Origin of the sequence: Hylemonella gracilis (genome assembly GCF_004328645.1) — a bacterium.
Lineage (GTDB): Bacteria > Pseudomonadota > Gammaproteobacteria > Burkholderiales > Burkholderiaceae_C > Hylemonella > Hylemonella gracilis_B.
Map to the genome: position 1 here is coordinate 532,771 of NZ_CP031395.1, position 23,122 is coordinate 555,892.

Here is a 23,122-nt window from a genome sequence, read left to right on the forward strand (position 1 = left end):
CAGGCTCAGAACATGTCGAAGTATTCGCGTTGCTCCCACTCGCTCACGTCGAGATTGAAGCGCGCGATCTCCGCCTGCTTGATGTGGCAGTAGTAATCGACGAAGCCCTGCCCCAGCTGCGCGCACAACCAACGGTCTGCCCTCAGGGCATGGAGGGCGTCGCCCAAGGTGCGCGGCAGCTGCTCGGCCGGTGTTTCGTAAGGGGCGTCCGCCGAGGGGCCTGGGTCCAGGCGTTCGGCCATGCCATGCAAGCCCGAGTACAGCTGCGAGGCCAGGTAGAGGTATGGGTTGGCCGTGGGTTCGCCGATGCGGTTTTCGATGCGGGAGGCGCTGTCGCCGACCGCGCCCAGCACGCGCAGCATCGCGCCGCGGTTGTCCTGGGCCCAGATCGCCCGGTCTGGCGCCAGCGAGAAAGGCCGATAACGGCGGTAGCCATTGAGCGTGGGGCTGGCCAACGCGGCGCTGCCGCAGGCATGGGCCTTGAGGCCGGCCAGGTAATGCAGGCCCAGGGGGCTCAGGCTGGCGCCCTCCTGCTCGGGCACGAAGGCGTTGCGGCCATCGGCCTGGTGGCAGAGGGACTGGTGCAGATGCCAGCCGCTGGACATCACGTTCGGAATGCGCGGGCGGCACATGAAGGTCGCATGGTAGCCGTGCCGGCGGCAAATCTGCTTGATGGCGCTGCGCAGCAGCACCATGGTGTCGGCCGGCATCATGTCTTGCGTCGGCCCGAACACCAGCTCGAACTGGCTGGGGCCGAACTCGATCTCCAGCGATTGCAGGGGCAGGCCCAGAGCCAGCAGCTGGCTGCGCAGCAGTTCCATCAGCGGATCGACACTGTCGTAGCGCAACTCGGTCAGGTACTGGTGGCCGTGCGTCAGCAAGGACACCCGCGGCGGCTCACCGGGTTGGCCCGAATCGGCCAGGCGCATGGCGGGCTCGTCGAGTTTGAAGACATGGAACTCCACCTCCAGGCCGGCCACGAAGCTCAAGCCTTGTGCGTGGACCTGCTCGACGGCGCGCTGGAGGATGCGGCGCGTGTCGAAGGGACAGCGCTGGCCGTCCTTCATGTAGGCGTCGCACAGCACCCAGGCGGTGCGCGGCGCCCAGGGCAGCATGCGGAACGTGCCCGGGTCGGGCACGATGACGAAGTCGGCGCCGCCCTGCAAGCCGGGGAGGTCAAAACCACCGCCGCTCGTGAACACCGGGAACACCGTGCGGTGCGAGGTGTCCTTGGCCAACAAGGTGGTGGTCAGGTTCACGCCGCGCTTGAAGGCGCCCCGCGCGGCCTCGGTCACCAGAGTCTTGCCCCGCAGAATGCCATGCTGGTCGGCCCAGGCGAAACGGACGACGTCCACCTCGCCACTGTCGAGCCGGGCCAGCAGTTCCCGGGCCTGGACCTGCTGGTCGGCAGACCAGAGCCCGAAACGCTCTATGAAATCGCTCATGGGCGGTGAACCTCAGTCTTTCAGGCGCGCGCTGGCCCAGTCGCAGCTCAGGCGCCGCGCCCGGTCGGCCTGTTCGCAGTAGCCGTCGACGGCGTCGGCGCTGGCCACGCCATCGATGGACGGCGGCCCGGTCAAGGCGCTGGCCTGGGCCGCGTCCGGACGCACCGGCACCGGCGCACCCGCCTGCGCGGCCTCGATGGCCTGCACCAGCAGGCGGCGGTATGCCACGATGCCCTTGTCGGTCGTGCCCAGGTGCTCGCGCGTGCGGTCCTGGATCGAGCCCATGGATTCGCAGGCCCATTGGTCATGCACATTGATGTCCATGCCCATGCCGGTGTACGTCTTGGTGGCCTGCTCCTCGGCGTTGTAGCCGTATTCGTTGCGCTTGTTCTTGCGCGAGACGTAGTCGGGCAGCTCGATGGTTTCCAGGCGTTGCGCGCGCATTTGCTGCTTGTCGACCGGCTTGGTGAAGCTGGTGAAGATGGCGTACCAATAGCAGCGACGGTCATCCACGGGCACATGCCATTGCGAGATCGTCATCTCGGTGCTCATCGGAATCACGAAGGCCTGCGGGAACACCACGTTGGTGACGCGCACATGGGTCTGCGCCTCGGTCAGCTTGCGCAAGGTGGTCAGGCGCATGCCGAACAGCGCGGGCTGCACCTGGATGTCCGGGCGGTCGTATTCACGCAGCACCTTGGTGATGGCCAGGTCCGAGTCGGCCGAGGCGCCGCGGAACTGCTTGCCGTAGCTTTCGGCGGTGTCTTCGTCCTCGTAAAAGCGGTGCAGGAAGGACGCATGGGCCGGGTCCATGCCGACTTCCAGCGCCTGCAGCCAGTTGCATTCCCACAGGCCCTTGAACGCGAAGGTGTGGCTGTCGGGGGCGACGAAGCAATCGAATTCCGGGAAGGCCGGCGGTTCGCCCTCGCCCAGGTAGGCGAAGATCACGCCGCTTTTTTCGACGACCGGGTAGGCCCCCTGCTTGATGCGCGTGCACAGCTTGCTGCCCTCGGGCTCGGCTGGCGTCTCGCGGCATTGGCCGGTCGCGTCGAACAACCAGCCGTGGAAGGCGCAGCGCAGCCCGCCATCCTCGAGCCGACCGTAAGCCAGGTCCGCGCCACGGTGGGGGCAATCACGGTCCAGCAAGCCGAGGCGACCGCTCTCGTCGCGGAACAGCACGAAGTGCTGACCCATGAGCTGCACTGGCTTGAGTGGCCGGGGACCCCTCAGTTCTTCCGACAGAGCCACGGGTTGCCAATAGCGGCGCAGCAGGGTTCCGGCAGGCGTTCCGGCACCAACCTGGGTCATGAAATCATTCTGTTCAGCACTGATCATTCAAACGCTCCAATCGGGCAAGTTATTGCATTCGATTGCATGCAATGGCATTCATTATTTCTTACTCAAGCCAATGACATCAAGAAAAAGCGCCAAGATTCGACCGTATTACTGGTAAATACTGATCTTATTTGCCTATTTTTGAACCAAAAAATGGCTGTTGATCTGAAAAACTCAGGCTTCTCAGATTTATGCATGCATTAATCGGGCCATATCTATTCGTTGGTATGCCGATTTCTGTACTGTTAAGATTCCTGACCTTCATGCATACAGCGGACACATGGACTCTCAACAATCGCGGGTATTGGTTCAGCTGCGGGACATGATCCTCAAGGGCGCGTTTGGCCCGGGCGAACGTCTGGCCGAGATCCCGCTGGCTGAGCGGCTAGGCGCCTCGCGCACCCCTGTCCGCCTGGCGTTGGGCAGTCTGGAGCATGAAGGGCTGATCGAGCCTTCGCCCGGCGGGGGCTACCAGATGCGGCGCTTCACCCTGCGGGAGATTTCCGACGCCATCCGGGTCCGGGGTTTGATCGAAGGCTGCGCGGCCCGCCTGCTGGCGGAAGAAGGCGCCACTCGGCCCCTGCTGCGGGCGCTGCATGACTGCTTGGACGCGGGTGACAAGGCCGTCTACAAGACGCGCATGGACCTGGACGATTACGCCGCCTACGTTGAGATGAACGACGCCTTCCATCGCCTCATCATGGAAGGCTGCGGCAACGCCGCGCTCAAGCGAACGATGGAGTCACTCATGGGGCAACCGTTCGCGGCGCCGAGCGCCATGCTGCCCATGCAGTCATCGATGGAAGAAGGCCACCAGTGGATGCAGCAGGCACATCGCCAGCACCATGCCTTGGTCCAGGCCATCGAGCGCGGCCAGGGCGCCCGGGCCCAGGCCCTGGGCGAGGAGCACGTGGAGATTGCCCGCATGAACCTGGACTATGCCTCGGAGCGACCGGAGCTGGCCGCCAACCTGATGCCGGGTCTGAAACTGGTTGGCGTGCATTCCGGCAAGTGATGCCGAGATCTGCGCCGCCTGGCGCGGACATGAAAAAAGCCATCGACCCGCGATGGCTTTTTATTGGATGGCGCCCTGCGCTTTCCCGCCGCGCTTCAGCTCTTGGCCTGGGCCAGCAGGGTTGCCGCGTCGCTGACTTCGAACTTGCCAGGCGCCTCGATGTTGAGTGATTTCACCTTGCCATCCTTGATCAGCATGGAATATCGGTTGCTGCGCAGCCCCATGCCGCGCGCGGTCAGGTCCAGCGTCAGGCCCGTCGCCTTGGCGAACTCGGCGCTGCCATCGGCAAGCATGCGTACCTTGCCATCGGTCTTCTGGTCACGCGCCCAGGCGCCCATGACAAAGGGATCGTTCACCGCCAGGCACCAGATCTCATCCACGCCCGCCGCCTTCAGCGCCGCGTAATTCTCGACATAACCCGGCACATGCTTGGCCGAGCAGGTGGGCGTGAAAGCACCGGGCACGGCGAACAAGGCAATGGTCTTGCCAGCAACAGCCTTGCCGACCGACACCGGGTTGGGGCCGATGCTGCAGCCGTTGCCTTCGACTTCGGCATATTCCGAGAGAGTCACATCCGGCAGGGTGTCTCCAACTTTGATCATGTCGCGCTCCTCGTTGAGTATGGATGGCAGGAAAGGTCAATCAACACATCGCAATTTTGCTGACCACAGCGCGCAGCGCTTGTCATGCAAAAGCAAAACGGCTCACCATTGTGAGCCGTTTTGCAAGACCGGGTCGCGGTCGAGGCTTAAACCGCCAAGGCCTTCTCGACCAAGCGGGTCGCAACCCAGTTCTTGGTCTTGGAAAGGGGACGGCTTTCAGTGATCTCGATCACGTCGCCCAGCTTGTATTCGCCATTTTCGTCATGGGCGTGGTACTTGCTGGAACGGATCACGATCTTGTCGTAGATCGGGTGCTTCACCCGACGCTCGATCAGCACGGTCACGGTCTTGGCGCGCTTGTCGCTGACGACCTTGCCAACGAGGGTGCGCTTGAGGGATTTTTTGGCTTCCGTCATGGTCGCTCCTTAGTTGGCCGCTTGCTTTTCAGCAAGAATCGTCTTGGCGCGCGCCACGGCACGGCGCGTCAGACGTATTTGCGCCGTATTGTTGAGCTGTTGCGTGGCTTTTTGCATGCGCATGTTGAAGTTGGCCTTCTGCAGGTCCTTCACTTCGGCTTGCAGGGCGGCCACGTCCTTCTGGCGCAGATCAGCAGTTTTCGTCATATCGATGCTCCTGATTACTGGCCGATCATGCGGCTGACAAAGGTGGTGCGCAAAGGCAGTTTGGCGGCGGCCAACTGGAAAGCTTCACGCGCGAGTTCCTCGGGCACGCCGACGATTTCAAACACGATCTTGCCCGGCTGGATTTCGGCCACGTAGTACTCGGGGTTGCCCTTGCCGTTACCCATACGCACTTCGGCAGGCTTCTGAGAAATGGGTTTGTCGGGGAACACGCGGATCCAGATCCGGCCGCCACGCTTCACGTGACGGGAGATGGCGCGACGCGCCGCCTCGATCTGGCGCGCCGTCAGGCGGCCGCGCTCAACACACTTGAGGCCGAAGTCGCCAAAAGCCACGGAACTGCCACGGGTGGCAAGACCCGTGTTGCGGCCTTTTTGCTCCTTGCGGTATTTTCTGCGAGCAGGTTGCAGCATCTTTATTCTCCTTGAGCACCGTCAGCAGATGCGGCTGGCGCGGCTTTGCGGACGCGCTTAACGGCGGTTTTCGGGGCGGCGGCGTCTGCGGCCTCCGCGGGTTTGTCACTTCCATCCGCGGGTGCGGCATTCGAGCCAGCGGGGCGGCGGGCGCCACCACGGGCCGGGCGGTCAGCACCCGGACGACCAGGGCCATCGCGACGCGGACCACGCGGACGGCGTTCTTCTTCGGCGCGCGGCTCGGCAGCAGACGGCTGGTCGTTGCGACCCAGATTGTCACCCTTATAGACCCACACCTTGACGCCGATCACGCCGTAGGTGGTCTTGGCCTCGGACGTGCCATAGTCGATGTCGGCGCGCAGCGTGTGCAGCGGCACGCGGCCTTCGCGATACCACTCGGTGCGGGCGATTTCAATGCCGTTCAGGCGACCCGACGACATGATCTTGATGCCCTGAGCGCCCAGGCGCATCGCGTTCTGCATGGCGCGCTTCATCGCGCGGCGGAACATGATGCGCTTCTCGAGCTGCTGGGTGATGCTGTCGGCGATCAGCTTGGCATCGATTTCGGGCTTGCGCACTTCCTCGATGTTGACTGCCACCGGCACGCCCAGTTGCTTGCCCAGGTCACGCTTCAGATTCTCGATGTCCTCGCCCTTCTTGCCGATCACGACGCCCGGACGTGCCGAGAAAATCGTGATGCGAGCGTTCTTGGCGGGGCGCTCGATCAGCACGCGCGAAACGGAGGCGTTCTTCAGCTTGGTCTTGAGGTACTCGCGAACCTTGATGTCTTCGGCCAGCATGCCGGCGAAATCACGGTTGCTGGCGTACCAGCGCGAGGCCCAGTTGCGGCTGACGGAAAGTCGAAAGCCGGTCGGGTTGATTTTCTGTCCCATATCCTCAGACCTCGATTAGTTGCCGACCGTCACGTACACATGGCACGTCGGTTTGCTGATGCGGTTACCACGACCCTTGGCACGGGCAGTGAAACGCTTGAGCGTGGTGCCCTGCTCGACGTAGATGGTTTTGACCTTCAGTTCGTCGATGTCGGCGCCGTCGTTGTGCTCGGCGTTGGCGATGGCGGATTCCAGCACCTTGCGGATGATCAGGGCCGCCTTCTTCTGCGTGAACTGCAGAATGTTGAGGGCCTGATCGACCTTCTTGCCACGGATCAGATCCGCGACCAGACGGCCCTTGTCCACGGACAGGCGGACGCCACGGAGGCTTGCACGGGTTTCCATGTTGGCTGCTCCTTATTTCTTCTGGACTTTTTTGTCCGCGGGGTGGCCCTTGAAGGTACGGGTCAGAGCGAACTCACCCAGCTTGTGGCCCACCATTTGGTCGGTGATGTAGACAGGCACGTGCTGCTTGCCGTTGTGCACGGCGATCGTCAGACCGATGAACTCGGGCAGGATCATGGAGCGGCGCGACCAAGTCTTGATCGGCTTTTTGTCCTTGACGGCGACGGCCTTGTCGACCTTGGCCAGCAAGTGGTGGTCAACAAACGGACCCTTTTTGAGAGAGCGAGTCATTTGCTACCTCTTACTTCTTGCGACGCGACACAATGAAGGTCTGCGTGCGTTTGTTGTTGCGGGTGCGGTAACCCTTGGTCAGGTTGCCCCACGGGTCGACAGGATGACGGCCTTCGCCGGTCTTGCCTTCACCACCACCATGCGGGTGGTCCACCGGGTTCATCACGACGCCGCGCACGGTCGGGCGGATGCCCATCCAGCGCTTGACGCCGGCCTTGCCGAATTGGCGCAGGCTGTGTTCCTCGTTCGCGACCTGACCAATGGTGGCGCGGCATTCGATGTGGATCTTGCGAACCTCGCCCGAGCGCATGCGCACCTGAGCGTAGGTGCCTTCACGCGCCAGCAAGGTGGCCGAGGCGCCGGCGGAACGCACGACTTGCGCGCCCTTGCCCACCTGCAACTCGATGCAATGAATGATGGAACCCACAGGGATGTTGCGGATCGGCAGGGTGTTGCCCACGCGAATCGGCGCTTCGGCGCCATTCAGGATGGTTGCACCCACTTCCAGGCCGCGCGGCGCGATGATGTAGCGACGCTCACCATCGGCGTAGCACACCAGAGCCAGGTGTGCCGAGCGGTTCGGGTCGTACTCGACGCGTTCGACCTTGGCGGGAATACCGTCCTTGTCGCGCTTGAAGTCCACCACGCGGTAGTGGTGCTTGTGACCACCGCCCTTGTGACGGGTGGTGATGTGGCCGTTGTTGTTGCGGCCCGACTTCTGGAACTGGGGTTCCAGCAGGGGCGCGTAGCCCTCACCCTTGTACAGGTGATCACGCGAGACCTTCACCACGGCACGCTGGCCGGGGGAGGTCGGTTTCATCTTGATGACAGCCATGATTACGCAGCCTCCCCGGACAGGTTCAGCTCTTGACCCGGCTTCAGCATCACGTAAGCCTTGCGCACATTGTCGCGACGGCCGACGGACTTGCCGTAGCGCTTGGTCTTGCCTTTGGTATTGACCACGGAAACGCCCTTCACCTCGACCTTGAACAGCAGCTCGACAGCGGCCTTGATCTCGGGCTTGGTGGCGTTTTGCAGGACCTTGAACGTCACCGCGTTGCTTTTCTCGGCGACCATCGTGGCCTTCTCGGACACGATCGGCGCAATCAGCACCTGCATCAGGCGACCTTCATCGTATTGAACGGCGGCGCTCATGCGTACATCTCCTTGAGTTGGTCCACGGCCGCCTTGGTCACCAGCACCTTGCGGTAATGCACCAGCGACAGCGGATCGGCATAGCGCGGCTCGACGATCAGCACATTGACCAGATTGCGCGACGCCAGGTACAGGTTCTCGTCGACCTCGTCGGCGATCACCAGCACGGAATCCAGCTTCATGGCCTTGAACTTCGCAGCCAGCGCTTTGGTCTTCGGCGAATCCACCTTGAGGGACTCGACCACGGCCAGACGGCCTTCGCGGGCAAGCTGCGAGAAGATGGACGCCATGCCGGCGCGGTACATCTTCTTGTTGACCTTCTGGCTGAAGTTCTCTTCCGGCGAATTCGGGAAGATACGGCCGCCCCCGCGCCACAGCGGCGAGGACGTCATACCGGCGCGAGCGTTGCCCGTACCCTTCTGCTTGAAGGGCTTCTTGGTCGAGTGCTTGACCTGTTGGCGGTCCTTCTGGGCGCGCGTGCCTTGACGGGCATTGGCCTGGAAGGCGACCACGACCTGGTGCACCAGCGCTTCGTTGTATTCACGACCGAACACGGTGTCCGGCGCTTCCAACTTGGAGGCGGCCTGGCCCTGTTCGTTCAGGAGTTCGAGCTGCATCAGTTCGCTCCCTTCTTGGCTTGGACTTTCACGGCAGGACGGACGGTCACGAAACCGCCCGCGGAACCCGGAACTGCGCCCTTGATCAGCAGCAGCTGACGGGCTTCATCAATGCGGATCACGTCCAGATTCTGGGTAGTGATCGTTTCGTCGCCCATATGGCCCGTCATGCGCTTGCCGGGAAACACACGGCCCGGATCCTGCGCCATGGAGATGGAGCCAGGCACATTGTGCGAGCGGCTGTTACCGTGCGAGGCGCGCTGCGAGCTGAAGTTGTGACGCTTGATCGTGCCGGCAAAGCCCTTGCCGATGGACGTGCCTTGCACATCCACTTTTTGGCCCACGGCAAAAATTTCGGTCACGGGCAGCTTCGCGCCAGCCTGGTATTTGGCGGCGGTGTCAGCGGCGACGCGGAATTCCTGGATGATTTCACCGGCTTCCACACCCGCCTTGGCGAGATGGCCGGCCTGGGGCTTGGTCACGCGCGACGCACGGCGCGAACCGAACGTCACCTGCAAGGCGACGTAGCCATCATTGTCCTGGGTCTTGACCTGGGTCACGCGGTTGTCGGACACATCGACCACCGTGACGGGCACTGCATCGCCGTCATCGGTGAACAGACGCATCATGCCCACCTTGCGCCCCAGCAACCCCAATCGATTGCTCGAACTCATTTTGACTCCTTTACTCTCACCGCCGCCGCTTCAATTGGCTTCGACGTTTGCCTGGTTCGCGAATCTGATTTCCGATCCGCAAGCAGGCGTGAAAGAGGGTTGATAAAACTCGACCTCAAAGAGGCCGAGCCAGGCATTCTAGCCGGATTCGCGGAAAACCGCAAATCCTGGCCAGCCCGCCATTTCTCCGCCGAGCAAAGCCCGGCCTTTTCTGCTGCTTATTGCAGCTTGATCTCGACGTCCACGCCGGCCGCGAGGTCCAGCTTCATCAGCGCGTCCACCGTCTTGTCAGTCGGGTCCACGATGTCCATCAGGCGCTGGTGCGTGCGGATCTCGAACTGGTCACGGCTGGTCTTGTTGACGTGCGGCGAACGCAGGATGTCGAAACGCTTCATGCGCGTGGGCAACGGAACCGGGCCCTTGACGATGGCGCCAGTGCGCTTCGCGGTGTCCACGATCTCGGCGGCCGACTGATCGATCAGCTTGTAGTCAAACGCCTTCAGGCGGATGCGGATTTTCTGCTTGGTAGCCATGTTTGCTCCTGGTCAGGATCGAGTCCGGGCGGAATCGCTCGAAAGAGCGTCCACCCGGCCAGGGCCCAAAATTACGCGATGATCTTCGCCACGACGCCGGCGCCGACGGTCTTGCCGCCTTCGCGGATGGCGAAGCGCAGGCCTTCTTCCATGGCGATCGGCGCAATCAGCTTGACCGTGATCGACACGTTGTCACCCGGCATCACCATTTCCTTGCCTTCGGGCAACTCGATCGCACCCGTCACGTCCGTCGTGCGGAAGTAGAACTGGGGGCGGTAGTTGTTGAAGAACGGCGTATGACGGCCACCCTCGTCCTTGGACAGCACGTAGACCTCACCCGTGAAGTGCGTGTGCGGCTTGATGGAGCCCGGCTTGCACAGCACCTGGCCGCGCTCAACTTCTTCACGCTTGGTGCCGCGCAGCAGGATACCGACGTTGTCGCCAGCCTGGCCTTGGTCCAGCAGCTTGCGGAACATTTCCACGCCCGTGCAGGTGGTCTTCTGGGTGTCCTTGATGCCGACGATTTCGATTTCTTCGCCGACCTTGACGATGCCGCGCTCGACACGACCCGTCACCACGGTGCCGCGACCAGAGATGGAGAACACGTCTTCGACGGGCATCAGGAAGGCGCCGTCGATGGCGCGCTCGGGCGTGGGGATGTAGGTGTCCAGGGCTTCAGCCAGGCGCATGATGGCCTGCTCGCCCAGGTCGCCCTTGTCGCCTTCCAGCGCCAGCTTGGCGGAACCCTTGACGATGGGGGTGTCGTCGCCGGGGAACTCGTACTTGGACAGCAGCTCGCGCACTTCCATTTCGACCAGCTCGAGCAGTTCGGCGTCGTCGACCATGTCGCACTTGTTCAGGAACACGATGATGTAAGGCACGCCGACCTGACGGGCCAGCAGGATGTGCTCGCGGGTCTGGGGCATGGGGCCGTCAGCGGCCGAGCACACCAGGATGGCACCGTCCATCTGGGCGGCACCGGTGATCATGTTCTTCACATAGTCGGCGTGGCCAGGGCAATCCACGTGGGCGTAGTGGCGGTTGGCCGTTTCGTATTCCACGTGCGCGGTGTTGATCGTGATGCCGCGCGCCTTCTCTTCCGGAGCCGCGTCGATCTGGTCGTACGCCTTGGCCTGGCCACCGAACTTGGAAGCCAGCACCGTCGTGATGGCAGCCGTCAGCGTGGTCTTGCCATGGTCCACGTGACCAATCGTGCCCACGTTCACGTGCGGCTTGGTCCGTTCAAATTTCTCTTTTGCCATTTCTATTCTCCAAAGAGCAATGCCCGTGTGTTGCTTTAACGTCTGCACGGTGTTGCTGATTCCCTCGCCACGGGCAAACGAGGGGCACACCGTCGCAGACAAAAATCCATGCGCCCGGGCCCTGAAAACAGGGGCAGCCGTGGAGCTGGCTTTGCCAGGCCACCGGCTGCGTCCCCCTTGCCACCGCAGCTTGGCGTCCAAGGGGGAAGGCGCGCAGCGCCTCAGGGGGTTCTTCTTACTTCGCGCGCGCCGCGACGATGGCTTCCGCCACGTTCTTCGGAGCTTCGCTGTAATGCTTGAACTCCATCGTGTACGTGGCGCGACCTTGCGACATGGAGCGCAGCGTGGTCGAGTAGCCGAACATTTCGGACAGCGGCACCTCGGCCTTGATGGCCTTGCCACCGCCGACCATGTCATCCATGCCCTGGACCATGCCACGGCGGGAGGACAGATCGCCCATCACGTTGCCGGCGTAATCCTCGGGCGTTTCGACTTCCACGGCCATCATGGGCTCGAGGATGACGGGGTTGGCCTTCTTGCAGCCTTCCTTGAAACCGAAGATGGCAGCCATCTTGAAGGCGTTTTCGTTCGAATCCACGTCATGGTAGGAGCCGAAGGTCAGCGTGACCTTGACGTCCACCACCGGGAAGCCCGCGAGCACGCCGGAGTTGATGGCTTCGACCACGCCCTTTTCCACCGCCGGGATGAATTCACGCGGCACGACACCACCCTTGATGGCGTCGACGAACTCAAAGCCCTTGCCGGCTTCGCTCGGTTCGACCGTGAACACGACGTGGCCGTATTGGCCCTTGCCGCCGGACTGACGCACGAACTTGCCTTCGACGTCGGTGACCTTCTTGCGGATGGTTTCGCGGTAGGCCACTTGCGGCTTGCCCACGTTGGCTTCCACGCCGAACTCGCGCTTCATGCGGTCCACGATGATTTCGAGGTGCAGCTCGCCCATGCCGGCGATGATGGTCTGACCGGATTCTTCGTCGGTCTTGACGCGGAAAGACGGATCTTCGGCGGCCAAACGCTGCAGCGCGATGCCCATCTTTTCCTGGTCGGCCTTGGTCTTGGGCTCCACGGCCTGCGCAATCACGGGCTCGGGGAACACCATGCGCTCGAGCATCACGACGGCTTCCGGATCGCACAGGGTCTCGCCCGTGGTCACATCCTTCAGGCCCACGCAGGCAGCAATATCGCCGGCACGAATTTCTTCGATTTCCTGGCGGTTGTTGGCGTGCATCTGCACGATACGGCCGATGCGCTCCTTCTTGCCCTTGACCGGGTTGTAGACGGTGTCGCCCTTGGTCAGCACGCCGGAATAGACGCGCACGAATGTCAGCTGGCCAACGAAGGGGTCGGTCATCAGCTTGAAGGCCAGCGCGGAGAACTTCTCGCTGTCATCCGCCTTGCGGGACGTTTCCTTCTCATTCTCGTCCGTGCCGGCCACCGGGGGGATATCCACCGGGGAGGGCAGGAAATCGATCACGGCGTCCAGCATGCGCTGCACACCCTTGTTCTTGAACGCGGTGCCGCACAGCATGGGCTGGATTTCAGTGGCCAGCGTGCGCGTGCGGATGCCCAGCTTGATTTCGGCTTCGCTCAGGTCGCCTTCCTCAAGGTATTTGTTCATCAACTCTTCGCTGGCTTCGGCGGCCGCCTCGACCATCTTCTCGCGCCACTCCTTGGATTGCGCCAGCAGCTCGGCCGGGATGTCCTTGTATTCGAACTTCATGCCCTGGGACGCCTCGTCCCAGATGATGGCCTTCATCTTGATGAGGTCCACCACGCCGGTGAAACTGTCCTCGGCACCGATCGGGATCACGATCGGCACGGGAGTGGCCTTCAGGCGCAACTTCATCTGGTCGACAACCTTGAAGAAGTTGGCGCCGGTACGGTCCATCTTGTTCACAAAGGCCAGACGCGGCACCTTGTACTTGTTCGCCTGGCGCCAAACGGTTTCCGACTGGGGCTGCACGCCACCCACGGCGCAGTACACCATGCAGGCGCCGTCCAGCACGCGCATGGAACGCTCCACCTCGATGGTGAAGTCCACGTGGCCAGGGGTGTCGATGATGTTGAAACGGTGCTCGGGCAGGGACAGGTCCATGCCCTTCCAGAAACAGGTGGTGGCAGCGGACGTGATCGTGATGCCACGCTCCTGCTCCTGCTCCATCCAGTCCATGGTGGCGGCACCGTCGTGCACTTCACCGATCTTGTGGTTCACACCGGTGTAGAAAAGAATACGCTCGGTCGTCGTCGTCTTGCCGGCGTCGATGTGCGCCGAGATACCGATGTTGCGATAGCGTTCGATGGGCGTTTTGCGTGCCATGATGATCTTTCGTTGAACGAGTCAGGCCCGCTCGTGGCGGGCCCGATCCGTCAGATGGGACGATGCTTAGAAGCGGAAGTGGCTGAACGCCTTGTTGGCTTCGGCCATGCGGTGCACTTCGTCACGGCGCTTCATCGCGCCGCCACGGCCTTCGGTGGCCTCGATCAGTTCGTTGGCCAGGCGCAGGGCCATGGACTTTTCGCCGCGCTTGCGGGCGGCTTCCTTGATCCAGCGCATGGACAAGGCCAAACGACGCACGGGACGCACTTCCACGGGCACTTGGTAGTTCGCGCCGCCAACACGGCGGGACTTCACTTCCACCATGGGCTTCACGTTGTTGATGGCGATCGTGAACAGCTCAAGCGGGTCCTTGCCCGTCTTCTGCTCCATGGTGTCGAGGGCACCATAAATGATGCGCTCTGCAACCGCCTTTTTGCCGCCTTCCATGATCACGTTCATGAATTTGGACAGCTCGACATTGCCGAACTTCGGATCCGGCAGGATTTCACGTTTAGGGACTTCGCGACGACGCGGCATATTTCACCTCATGTTTGCTTCAGTTGGCACCCTTTCGGGCACCGCGAGAACCATCTGGCTCCCACTTACTCGACCCACCCGGACTCAATGAAAATTTGATCGCAAGCTTGGGGTCACTACGCTCAATTCGTCTGCCTGACGATTGAGCACCGAAAAACTCAGACTTGGAAAATCAAGCCTTCTTGGGGCGCTTGGCACCGTACTTGGAACGCGACTGCTTGCGATCTTTCACGCCTTGCAAGTCGAGCGAGCCGCGCACGATGTGGTAACGCACACCCGGCAGATCCTTCACACGACCGCCGCGAACCAGCACCACGCTGTGTTCCTGCAGGTTGTGGCCTTCACCGCCGATGTAGGAAATGACTTCGAAACCGTTGGTCAGTCGCACCTTGGCGACCTTACGCAAAGCGGAGTTCGGCTTCTTGGGCGTCGTGGTGTACACACGGGTGCACACGCCGCGACGCTGCGGCGAGTTTTGCATCGCGGGGCTCTTGGACTTGGTCGTTTCGACCTCACGCCCCTGACGCACGAGCTGGTTGATGGTTGGCATTGAAAAAACGTCCCTAAACGTTTGACGCACCCGAAAGTGCGATCTGAAAAACGAAAACGTGAATCCCTTCGGAAATTCCGAAAAGCCCGCGAGTGTAGCAGGGAAGCCTCGACGCCCGCAAGCCGGCGGGCAAGGCATGCCCCGCGCCCAGGCTACTGAAGCCAGAGCCGCAGCGCATCCCAGGCCTGGCCGATCAGCCCAGCCTCGCTCACCTCATCCAAGGCAAGTAACGGAATTTCGAAGAGCGTGCGCTCACCCTCTCGAATGCGCAACAGGCCAGTGACCTGCCCCTCCCGCAGCGGCGCAATCAGGGGTTCGGCACGCAATACATCCATGCGCAACTGCATGCCCAGCCCCGCAGGCACCGTCACCACGATGGCTTGCGGACGTCCCAACCGGACTTCGGCGGCTCGCCCCTTCCAGATGGCCGCCGTGAGCACCGCCTGATGGGCCTCGAACAACTTGACGGCCTCGAAGGCGGTGTAGCCCCAGTTCAGCAGCCGCTGAGCCTCGGCCGCGCGAGCCTGCTCGCTGGCGGCACCCAGAACGACCGCCAGCAGTCTGCGCGGCCCCGGCGCGCCCGCCATGCCCAGGTGCGGGAATTCGCGCTGGGCCGTGGCCACCATGGAGTAGCCCACGGCCTCGACATGCCCTGTCTTCATGCCATCCACCGAGGGATCGCGAAACAGCAGGAGATTGCGGTTGCTGTCGTTCGCGGGGGGCGTGCCGGCATAGCGGTACTTGCGGATGCCGTAGTAATGCGCGTGCTCGGGAAAGTCATGCAACAGCCGCTGGGCCAGCAAGCCGAGGTCGCGCGCCGTGCTTTGCTGGCCTTCAACGGGCAGGCCCGTGGGGTTGGCGAAATGCGTGGCATCCAAACCCAGGGCGCGCGCCTTGTCGTTCATCCCTTGGACAAAGGCCTCCATGCTGCCGGCGACGCCCTCGGCCAACGCGACGGCACCGTCATTGCCCGACTGCACCAGCAGGCCCTTGATCAGATCGTCCACCGGCAAGCGCATGCCGGCTTCCAGGAACATGCGGGAGCCAGGCTGGCGACGGGCCCGATCGCTGACGGGCAGCTTCTGGTCCAGGCTCAGCCGGCCATCACGCAAGGCCTCGAAAACCAGATACGCCGTCATGAGCTTGGTCAGCGACGCAGGCGGCAGGCTCTGATCCGCATTGCTAGCGGCCAACGTCTGCCCGCTGCTGAGGTCGAGCAGCAGCCAGGCGCGCGCCGCCAGCTCGGGCGGCTGCGGCGCCAGGGTCTGCCAGGCTGGCTGCACACCGACGGACGTTTCCCCAGCCAATGCAGCCGCCAGTTGCGATGACAGCGTAGCGGTAGCGGAGCCCTGGCTTTGCGCAGCAAGGGCACGGGGCACGGACGTCGGGCTGGCGACGGTGGAGCCCTCCACCGCCGCGGTCCGCAAGGCCGCAGTCGGCGCCATCTGAGCGGCGGCTCCCAGGTGCCAGACCCCGCACGCCACCAGCAGCGTGGCCACGGCACGCGTTGCGCACACCTTCACCCACCCAGCCCTCATGCCGGACCGCCAGAATGCGTGGCACTCAGGTGCCGCGCGACCAGGCTCTTGAGCAGCGGCAACTGTCCGTGAAAGAAATGCCCCCCTCCAGGCACCACGGTCACGGGCAGCACCTGCGGGCGTGCCCAGTCCATTACGGAGGCCAAGGGCACGGTGTCATCGTGCTCCCCATGCAGCACCAGGGTGCGTTCGTGCAACTCAGGTGGCACGGCCGCCACCTGAAAACGGCTGGCGGCCGTGCCGACGAACACCAATTTCTCCAGAGGCCGGGTCAGCGCCAGCCCCGCCATGGCATGGCTCATCACGAACGCGCCGAAGGAAAAACCCGCCAGTGCCAATGGACACTGCTCTGAGGCCGGCGCGAACTGCGCGACCACGGCCAGAAAGTCTTCCCCCTCGCCTCGACCCTCGTCGTGGACGCCTTCGCTGGTCCCCACGCCCCGGAAGTTGAAGCGCACCGTCTGCCAACCGCATTGCAAGAAGGCCCGTGCCAGGGTCTGCACGACCTTGTTGTCCATGGTGCCGCCGAACAGGGGATGGGGGTGCGCGATCACCGCCACGCCACGCTGCGGCAGCTCGGGCGCCGGGACGTCGCGCAGCACCTCGATGCGGCCCGCCGCACCCTGCACGTGCAGGCGTTCGGTCTGGGCGTTCATGACGCGGGCCTCGTCGCGCGCGCGCTCATCGCCCCACCTCGGGGGACAGCAGCAGCCGCTGGACCACCTTGCCTTGCTTCAAGTGCGATTCGACGATTTCATCGATGTCGTTCAGGTCGACGTAGGTGTACCAGGTCTCCTCGGGGTAGACCACGGCCACCGGCCCACCGGCACAACGGTCCAGGCAACCGGCCTTGTTGACGCGCACCTGGCCCTTGCCGGACAGGCCAGCCTCATGCACCTGTTTCTTGCAATGCGCGAAGGCCGCCTCGGCCTGGTGATCACCACAGCTGGCCTCGCCATTGGCGCGCTGGTTGAGGCAAAAAAAGACGTGATGCCGGAAATAGGACGGGGGCTTGTTGCTCATGAACAGAATTCTAAGAGTCGCTTGTAAACCCCGGCCCGCACCCCACGTCGCGCTTGCTCAGGCACCAGGCATTCCGTGCCGCGAATCCTGCCATTCGCGCCGCTCTCGCCAGACCCGCATCAGCACATAGGCCAGAACTGCGTAGGGCCAGAGCCGGGCCAGCCAGATTGTCACCCCATGAAAGCGGATGAAGCGCCCCTGCTCCCACACCTGCAGGTTGTGCGCGTAATAAGGTCCGGTGGGCGCATGGTTGATCAGACTCAGGAACACGCCCAGCAGCACCAGCAGCAAGGCCGCGGCCACGCGAACGGGCACGCGCAGCAGGAGCAGGGCGAAGACCGTGGCGAGCACCAGGCCTGCCTGCACCGGCGTGTTCAACCAGGTCCAGGCATGCACGGGGCTGTAACTCATCGCGGCGGACAACAGGTTGGCGCCCAGAGCCGCGGCCAGCAATGCCAGCACGAACAAGGCCCGGCGCTTGAAGGCCCGGATGACGCAGTAACCCAGCAGGCAGGGAATCAGCACGCCCAGCACCACGCAGGCCCATACCATCAGCGGCGCGAGCGGCGCCACGCCCAGACCGTTGCCCGCGACGCCGGTACCAACCGTCGGCAGAGGTGGCAACCAACCCAGCCATGGCGTGCCCTGCAGCAGGCTGCGCAATCCTGATTCGGTCTGCTCGTACACCTGCCCCAGGCCGAGCGGAACGGCGCTGGGCGCCAGCAAGGCGCAAGGCCACAGGGCCAACAGCACCAGGGCGCCACGCGCCTCGAGCACGAACCAGCGGGCGCGAAACCGACCCCAGCGATCCAGCGCCCCCAAGCGCTCCAGCAAGGCGGCGGCAAGCGCCCCCAGCCAGGCTCCACCCGTGTTCAGAACCCAGTCCACGTTGGAGGCCACCCGCAGGGGCAGATAGGCCTGCATCGACTCCATCAGCAGGGACAGCAAACAGCCCGCCAGGGTGGCACCGCCGACCGCCCAGCCGGCCCAACCGACCACGCCCTCCCCCTGGCGCGTGCGCAGAGCCCCAAGCGCGAGCAGAAAACCCAGCGGCGCGTAACCCAGCACATTGGCCCACAGGTCAAACGCCGTCCAGTACTGAGGCCAAGGCGCGAGCACGAAGCCCAGGGGCAGCGGACCTTGGTCCCGCCAGCCCTCGAAGGGATACAGGCTGGCGTAGACCACCAGCACGACGTACATCCCGCCGAGCGGCCAGGCCGAGGTCTTGTGCCGGTTGTCGGACATGCTTGTTCAGGGAGATGGAAGCGCGTGCCTCAGAAAGGCTTGACCACCACCAGCACCACGGCCGTCAGCAGCAGCAGCACCGGCAGTTCGTTGAACCAGCGGTACCAGACGTGACTGCGCCGGTTCTCACCGCGACGGAATTTGCGCAGCAGCGCCCCGCAGGCATGGTGATAGCCCAGCACGAGCAGCACAACCGTCAGCTTGGCATGTAGCCACCCATTGCCCGGCCCCTTGCCGATGCCATAGCCCAGCCAGAGCCACAGACCCAAAATGAGCGCGGGCACGGCCAGTAGCGTGGTGAACCTCAGGAGCTTGTTCGCCATCATGAGCAGGCGATCCCGCTCGGCCTGGGAATCAGCCGGCACCTGGGCCAGGTTCACGAAGATGCGGGGCAGGTAGAACAGGCCGGCGAACCAGGCCGCGACGAAGACGATGTGAAAGGCTTTGATCCAGAGCATGATTGCAATCCATTGGCGCCACGAGCCGCATCGCGGTTTGCAGCGCAGACTAACTTTGCCATCGGCAATGTTATGCCGGAGCTAAAAAAAAACCCCGGCACAAGCCGGGGTTGCAAGCCTTTTTTGCTGTCACACATCAAGGCCCCGCTCAGGGAGGAAAAGCGGGGAGAACGCAAGGTCCTCGGGCGCTAATCTAGCAAAAACGAATACCCAATGCAACAACTGGGTACAAGTTTGTTGCAATTCCACGGCCCCGCGCAGGCATCACACACGTATGCGTCGACCCCGTCCTGTTGTTGCGCACCACGCCAGCGGAATCAGGTTCTCAGGCTGCGCAACGCCCGGATGGAAGAATGAGGCACAATTTTTCCTTCTCCCGAGCTTGCCCCATGACACCTTACGCCCCTTACCCCTCGGGCCGTCCCCGCCGCCTGCGGCGCGACAGCTTCACACGCAACCTGGTGCGCGAGCACGCACTGAGCCCCCACGACCTGATTTACCCGGTATTTGTGCTCGATGGCCAGAACCGCCGCGAGGCCGTGGCCTCCATGCCGGGCGTGGAACGGCTCAGCCTGGACCTGCTGTTGCCCGTAGCCGAGGACTGCGTGGAACTCGGCATCCCGGTGATGGCACTGTTCCCCGTCGTCGATGTCGCGCTCAAGACCCCCGATGGCCGCGAAGCCTATAACCCGGATGGCCTGGTACCACGCATCGTGCACGGCCTGAAGCAACGCTTCCCCGAACTCGGCGTGATGACGGACGTCGCGCTCGACCCCTACACCAGCCACGGCCAGGACGGCCTGCTGGACGACACCGGTTACATCCTCAATGACGAGACCATCGCCGTTCTCGTCAAGCAGGCCCAGGCCCAGGCTGCCGCAGGCGTGGACATCGTGGCGCCAAGCGACATGATGGACGGCCGCATCGGCGCCATCCGCGCGGCGCTCGAAGCCAGCGGCGCCATCCACACCCGCATCATGGCCTACAGCGCCAAGTACGCCAGCGCCTTCTACGGCCCCTTCCGTGACGCGGTCGGTTCGGCGGGCAACCTGGGCAAGGCCGACAAGAAGGTCTACCAGATGGACCCCGGCAACAGCGACGAAGCACTGAAGGAAGTTGCCATGGACATCGCCGAGGGCGCGGACATGGTGATGGTCAAACCCGGCATGCCCTATCTGGACGTGGTGCGCCGCGTGAAGGACGAGTTCCGCGTGCCGACCTTCGCCTACCAGGTCAGCGGCGAGTACGCCATGCTGAAGGCCGCCGCCCAGAATGGCTGGCTGGCGCACGATGCGGTGATGATGGAAAGCCTGCTGGCCTTCAAGCGCGCGGGCGCGGACGGCGTGTTGACCTACTTCGCGCGCGACGCCGCGCGCCTGCTGCGCGCCTGAGGCGGGGCGAGCCACCATGCGCGTCTTCCACATCGGCCCCGGCAGCGTCTCCGAGAGTGATCAGTTGCCGTCGGCACTGCCGGAGGCCAACCAGGGCGGCTTCGTGTGGGTGGCGTGCGCGCGGCGCGAGTTCGAGGTCATGCAGGCCCAGGTCCAGGCCATGCTGCAGTCCCTGTGCGGCGCGCAGTTGGTGGACCTGCACCTGTCGGACCTGCTGAACAAGCAGCTGCCCTCGCACTACGACTACACCTCGCAGTACGACTTGTTGGTGTTCCGTCGCCTGGCCGCCGGCACGCGCGAAACGGACATGGAACACCCCGGCGAGCCCCTGCACGCGCCGGTGCGGCACAGCGGGCCGCCCGTGCTGCGCCGCATCGACACCAGCCCCGTGGGCTTCGCCGTGTTCGACCGCCTGCTGCTGACCGTGCACCCGGCCGACTGCGCCGTGCGCGACAGCTACGCCGCGCGGCTCTACATGGCCGCCGCCGACACGCGCGGCGGCAGTGCCCGCCTGCCAAGCAGTCCGCCGGATCTGATGCTGCGCATCGTCAACCAGATGGTGGACGGTTACCTGGACCTGCGGCGGGAACTCACGCGCCAGCTCGACCATTGGCAGGCTGAACTGCTGAGCCCTCGCACCCGCTTCAACAACTGGAGCGCGCTGCTCGACGCGCGGCTGTCGCTGCACCACCTGGACGAGATCTGCGAGGACCAACGCGCGGCCATGCAGGACTGGATCGCCGCCATCACCACCTGGGCCATGCCGACGGACGCGGGCGGACGGCAGGAGCGCGAACTGCTGCTGGTGCGTAGCCGCGACGTGCTGGAACACATCGAGCGCGTGGTGCACCACGTGCGCCGGCTGGAGCAGAGCGCGGAAACGGCGGTCCAGATGCACTTCAACGTGCAGAGCAACCGCACCAACGACATCATGCGCACGCTCACGGCGCTGACCGCGATCTTCCTGCCACTGAACCTGATCACCGGCTTCTTCGGCATGAATTTCGATTTCCTGCCGCTGATCCACAACACCGGTGGCATCTGGTGGGCGGCCGCCATCATGGGCCTGGCTGCCATTGGGCTGGCGCTGTTTTTCTGGCGCAACCGCTACCTGGATCGCGAACGGCGCTGAGCAGCGCCACGCCCTTCACTGCGGGCCGGCACCGGCCTTGAGCCGCTTGAGCAGGTCCCCCACCAGCTCCAGGCGCAGCAAGGGGCTCTCCACGGCCAGGAACTTCTGCTTGAGCTGCGGGCTCACGGGCAACACGTCGCACCAGCGGTAGGCCAGCCAGCCACAATCGTCCCACTGCAGCGGCGGCTGGATGGGCAGCACATCGTCGTGACCGGCCGCGTCGGCCCGCAGGCCGCGGTACAGGCGCTGCAGGTCATCGCGCAAAGGGTACAGGTCCTGCGGCACGGGCACGGCCGTCGCTTCGTCGAGCAAATCGCAGGCACCGATCCACAAGCCATGCTTCAACTGCTCGCTGCCTTGCAACTGGAACCGCCGTCCGCCCCGGCACCGGATCAGCATCAGCCCCGGTTGCGGGCGTTCGAACACCTCGATGTGCGCCAGGGTGCCGATGTCGTGCAGGACTTCCACGGGCGCTTCGGTTTCGCCGGGCGCGGGCGCGCGCCGTACCTCGCTGCCCTGGCGCAGACAGACCACGCCGAAGGGCACTTTTTCCTTGTGGCAACGCTGGATCAGGTCCAGGTACCGCACTTCGAACACACGCAGCGACAGCATGCCACCCGGGTAGAGCACGGACTGCAGCGGAAACAGCGGGATCTGGGTGGAAGCCATGGGCATGCGGCCGTGAAGACTGGGTTCAGGGCTGGCTCAGCTGGAACAAGGCCGCGCCATTGTCCCAGGCGATGCGACGCGCGACGTCGGGCGGCAAGTCGGCCAGCCAGCCACGGTAGTCCCGCATCAGTTCCCCATAGCTTTCCCAGCGGGCGTTGATCCAGGTGTCGGAACCGATCAGAAAGCGGTCGGGAAACTTCAGCAGCAAGTCTCGCCATTGCGGACACAACTGTTCGCCCCCACGCTCGCGCACTGCGTGTCGCTCGCTGCCCCCCGAGGGGACTGGCTCACCTTGGGACGGTCCGGCGGTGAGCCGCTCGCCCCGCGTGGCGGAGCAGACCAGGCCGGGACGGTAGGACAACTCGCCCATCAGCCCCGGGTATTTTTCCAGCAAGGCCTGCACCCGTGCCGAGGAAGGCCCTCCGATGCCCGTGTGCGCCCAGATCAGACGCGCCCCAGGTGCATGGGCCATCAGCAAGTCGACCGCGGTGTCGTCCACGTGAGCCAGCACGGCCAGCCCGTGCTGCTGCGCGTAAAGCATGAGCTTCTTCGCGACCGGACCATTGGCGTTGGCACTGTCATACAGATGAAATTCGCCGATGCCGCGGTACGGTCCTGCCGCCGTGCCCCGCGCGTGCTCCTCCCGCACCATGGCGTAGATGCTCTCATCCTGGTGCCAGGTTCCGTAGTCCATCCGGTTGCGGTAGAGGCGGATGAAAGGCACGACGGTGATGCGCTCCTGCACCTTCGAATCGGCGTGAGCGCGTGCCAGCATCCGGGTGCCTTCATTCGGGCGGCTGTTGGCGATGACAGCACGCACGCCGTTGTCGCGCATGCGGTCCAGCACATCGTTCAGGGGATGCGGCCCGTCGTAGGCCTCGACGTTGTAGTGCAGATGCGCGTCGAACAGCGGGCCGGCGTAGCCATGCTGCGCAACGGCCTCATTGGCCCACGCCGCGGTGGCCAGGCCCAGCCAGGCCAGCTGCGTCAGCACTCTCCACCGCATGTGCGCCATGGCCT

28 protein-coding genes are annotated in these 23,122 nt (G+C 63.8%); 3 read left to right on the forward strand and 25 right to left on the reverse strand.

Annotated elements, in window-relative coordinates:
• Window positions 1-5 precede the first annotated feature (5 nt).
• A complete protein-coding gene (locus DW355_RS02630) occupies window positions 6-1,445 on the reverse strand; it encodes a glutamine synthetase family protein (protein ID WP_131277818.1) in 1,440 nt (479 codons plus the stop codon).
• Between the two features lie 12 nt (window positions 1,446-1,457).
• Window positions 1,458-2,780 carry an aromatic ring-hydroxylating dioxygenase subunit alpha gene (locus DW355_RS02635; RefSeq protein ID WP_131277820.1) on the reverse strand — a complete coding sequence of 441 codons (1,323 nt, stop codon included), beginning with the start codon at window positions 2,778-2,780 and terminating at the stop codon, window positions 1,458-1,460.
• 280 nt (window positions 2,781-3,060) lie between these two features.
• On the opposite strand from DW355_RS02635, the gene DW355_RS02640 reads away from it, so the two are divergent.
• Window positions 3,061-3,795: a GntR family transcriptional regulator gene (locus DW355_RS02640; RefSeq protein ID WP_131277822.1), complete on the forward strand. Its 735-nt coding sequence runs from the start codon at window positions 3,061-3,063 to the stop codon at window positions 3,793-3,795.
• Window positions 3,796-3,890: 95 nt separating this feature from the next.
• On the opposite strand, the gene DW355_RS02645 is transcribed toward DW355_RS02640, so the two are convergent.
• The 21 genes from DW355_RS02645 to DW355_RS02745 form a co-directional block, all read right to left on the reverse strand.
• Window positions 3,891-4,397: a peroxiredoxin gene (locus tag DW355_RS02645; protein ID WP_131277824.1), complete on the reverse strand. Its 507-nt coding sequence runs from the start codon at window positions 4,395-4,397 to the stop codon at window positions 3,891-3,893.
• A gap of 146 nt (window positions 4,398-4,543) precedes the next feature.
• Window positions 4,544-4,813, reverse strand: a complete 270-nt coding sequence (rpsQ, locus tag DW355_RS02650; protein ID WP_131277825.1) for a 30S ribosomal protein S17 — start codon at window positions 4,811-4,813, stop codon at window positions 4,544-4,546.
• 9 nt (window positions 4,814-4,822) lie between these two features.
• Window positions 4,823-5,020: a 50S ribosomal protein L29 gene (gene rpmC / locus DW355_RS02655; RefSeq protein ID WP_131277826.1), complete on the reverse strand. Its 198-nt coding sequence runs from the start codon at window positions 5,018-5,020 to the stop codon at window positions 4,823-4,825.
• A 14-nt stretch (window positions 5,021-5,034) separates the two neighbouring features.
• Complete coding sequence (gene rplP / locus DW355_RS02660; protein WP_131277827.1) at window positions 5,035-5,451, reverse strand: 50S ribosomal protein L16; 417 nt, start codon at window positions 5,449-5,451, stop codon at window positions 5,035-5,037.
• A 2-nt stretch (window positions 5,452-5,453) separates the two neighbouring features.
• A complete protein-coding gene (gene rpsC, locus DW355_RS02665) occupies window positions 5,454-6,344 on the reverse strand; it encodes a 30S ribosomal protein S3 (RefSeq protein ID WP_131277828.1) in 891 nt (296 codons plus the stop codon).
• 15 nt (window positions 6,345-6,359) lie between these two features.
• Window positions 6,360-6,689 (reverse strand): 50S ribosomal protein L22, encoded by a 330-nt coding sequence (gene rplV / locus DW355_RS02670; RefSeq protein WP_006296713.1) that lies wholly within the window; start codon window positions 6,687-6,689, stop codon window positions 6,360-6,362.
• A 12-nt stretch (window positions 6,690-6,701) separates the two neighbouring features.
• The gene (gene rpsS, locus DW355_RS02675) at window positions 6,702-6,980 is read right to left on the reverse strand and encodes a 30S ribosomal protein S19 (protein ID WP_131277829.1); all 279 of its coding nucleotides are present in this window, start codon (window positions 6,978-6,980) and stop codon (window positions 6,702-6,704) included.
• Between the two features lie 10 nt (window positions 6,981-6,990).
• Entirely contained in the window at window positions 6,991-7,815 is an 825-nt protein-coding gene (rplB, locus tag DW355_RS02680; RefSeq protein ID WP_131277830.1) for a 50S ribosomal protein L2, read from the reverse strand.
• Between the two features lie 2 nt (window positions 7,816-7,817).
• On the reverse strand, window positions 7,818-8,135 hold the full coding sequence (gene rplW / locus DW355_RS02685; RefSeq protein ID WP_131277831.1) for a 50S ribosomal protein L23: 318 nt from the start codon (window positions 8,133-8,135) through the stop codon (window positions 7,818-7,820).
• Complete coding sequence (gene rplD, locus DW355_RS02690) at window positions 8,132-8,752, reverse strand: 50S ribosomal protein L4 (protein WP_131277832.1); 621 nt, start codon at window positions 8,750-8,752, stop codon at window positions 8,132-8,134. Before rplD ends, rplW begins: the two co-directional genes overlap by 4 nt.
• Window positions 8,752-9,426 carry a 50S ribosomal protein L3 gene (rplC, locus tag DW355_RS02695; protein WP_131277833.1) on the reverse strand — a complete coding sequence of 225 codons (675 nt, stop codon included), beginning with the start codon at window positions 9,424-9,426 and terminating at the stop codon, window positions 8,752-8,754. Before rplC ends, rplD begins: the two co-directional genes overlap by 1 nt.
• A gap of 218 nt (window positions 9,427-9,644) precedes the next feature.
• On the reverse strand, window positions 9,645-9,959 hold the full coding sequence (rpsJ, locus tag DW355_RS02700; RefSeq protein WP_006296707.1) for a 30S ribosomal protein S10: 315 nt from the start codon (window positions 9,957-9,959) through the stop codon (window positions 9,645-9,647).
• A 71-nt stretch (window positions 9,960-10,030) separates the two neighbouring features.
• Window positions 10,031-11,221: an elongation factor Tu gene (gene tuf / locus DW355_RS02705; protein WP_131277834.1), complete on the reverse strand. Its 1,191-nt coding sequence runs from the start codon at window positions 11,219-11,221 to the stop codon at window positions 10,031-10,033.
• A gap of 235 nt (window positions 11,222-11,456) precedes the next feature.
• The gene (gene fusA, locus DW355_RS02710) at window positions 11,457-13,559 is read right to left on the reverse strand and encodes an elongation factor G (RefSeq protein WP_131277835.1); all 2,103 of its coding nucleotides are present in this window, start codon (window positions 13,557-13,559) and stop codon (window positions 11,457-11,459) included.
• 66 nt (window positions 13,560-13,625) lie between these two features.
• Complete coding sequence (gene rpsG, locus DW355_RS02715) at window positions 13,626-14,096, reverse strand: 30S ribosomal protein S7 (RefSeq protein WP_131277836.1); 471 nt, start codon at window positions 14,094-14,096, stop codon at window positions 13,626-13,628.
• Between the two features lie 172 nt (window positions 14,097-14,268).
• Entirely contained in the window at window positions 14,269-14,646 is a 378-nt protein-coding gene (gene rpsL / locus DW355_RS02720; RefSeq protein ID WP_066122869.1) for a 30S ribosomal protein S12, read from the reverse strand.
• 152 nt (window positions 14,647-14,798) lie between these two features.
• On the reverse strand, window positions 14,799-16,163 hold the full coding sequence (locus DW355_RS02725) for a D-alanyl-D-alanine carboxypeptidase family protein (protein WP_242671279.1): 1,365 nt from the start codon (window positions 16,161-16,163) through the stop codon (window positions 14,799-14,801).
• A gap of 17 nt (window positions 16,164-16,180) precedes the next feature.
• A complete protein-coding gene (locus DW355_RS02730; protein ID WP_131277837.1) occupies window positions 16,181-16,840 on the reverse strand; it encodes an alpha/beta hydrolase in 660 nt (219 codons plus the stop codon).
• A gap of 25 nt (window positions 16,841-16,865) precedes the next feature.
• The gene (locus tag DW355_RS02735) at window positions 16,866-17,207 is read right to left on the reverse strand and encodes a (2Fe-2S) ferredoxin domain-containing protein (RefSeq protein ID WP_131277838.1); all 342 of its coding nucleotides are present in this window, start codon (window positions 17,205-17,207) and stop codon (window positions 16,866-16,868) included.
• 57 nt (window positions 17,208-17,264) lie between these two features.
• Window positions 17,265-18,452, reverse strand: a complete 1,188-nt coding sequence (locus DW355_RS02740) for a VanZ family protein (protein WP_131277839.1) — start codon at window positions 18,450-18,452, stop codon at window positions 17,265-17,267.
• Window positions 18,453-18,481: 29 nt separating this feature from the next.
• On the reverse strand, window positions 18,482-18,910 hold the full coding sequence (locus DW355_RS02745; protein WP_131277840.1) for a CopD family protein: 429 nt from the start codon (window positions 18,908-18,910) through the stop codon (window positions 18,482-18,484).
• Between the two features lie 389 nt (window positions 18,911-19,299).
• Between DW355_RS02745 and hemB the strand changes: the two genes are divergently transcribed.
• Together hemB and DW355_RS02755 are read left to right on the forward strand one after the other, a co-directional pair.
• Window positions 19,300-20,301 (forward strand): porphobilinogen synthase, encoded by a 1,002-nt coding sequence (gene hemB / locus DW355_RS02750; protein WP_131277841.1) that lies wholly within the window; start codon window positions 19,300-19,302, stop codon window positions 20,299-20,301.
• A gap of 16 nt (window positions 20,302-20,317) precedes the next feature.
• On the forward strand, window positions 20,318-21,433 hold the full coding sequence (locus DW355_RS02755; RefSeq protein ID WP_131277842.1) for a magnesium transporter CorA family protein: 1,116 nt from the start codon (window positions 20,318-20,320) through the stop codon (window positions 21,431-21,433).
• Between the two features lie 15 nt (window positions 21,434-21,448).
• On the opposite strand, the gene DW355_RS02760 is transcribed toward DW355_RS02755, so the two are convergent.
• Together DW355_RS02760 and DW355_RS02765 are read right to left on the reverse strand one after the other, a co-directional pair.
• Window positions 21,449-22,102 carry an LON peptidase substrate-binding domain-containing protein gene (locus DW355_RS02760; RefSeq protein WP_131277843.1) on the reverse strand — a complete coding sequence of 218 codons (654 nt, stop codon included), beginning with the start codon at window positions 22,100-22,102 and terminating at the stop codon, window positions 21,449-21,451.
• A 25-nt stretch (window positions 22,103-22,127) separates the two neighbouring features.
• Complete coding sequence (locus tag DW355_RS02765; protein ID WP_431733227.1) at window positions 22,128-23,108, reverse strand: amidohydrolase; 981 nt, start codon at window positions 23,106-23,108, stop codon at window positions 22,128-22,130.
• Window positions 23,109-23,122 lie beyond the last annotated feature (14 nt).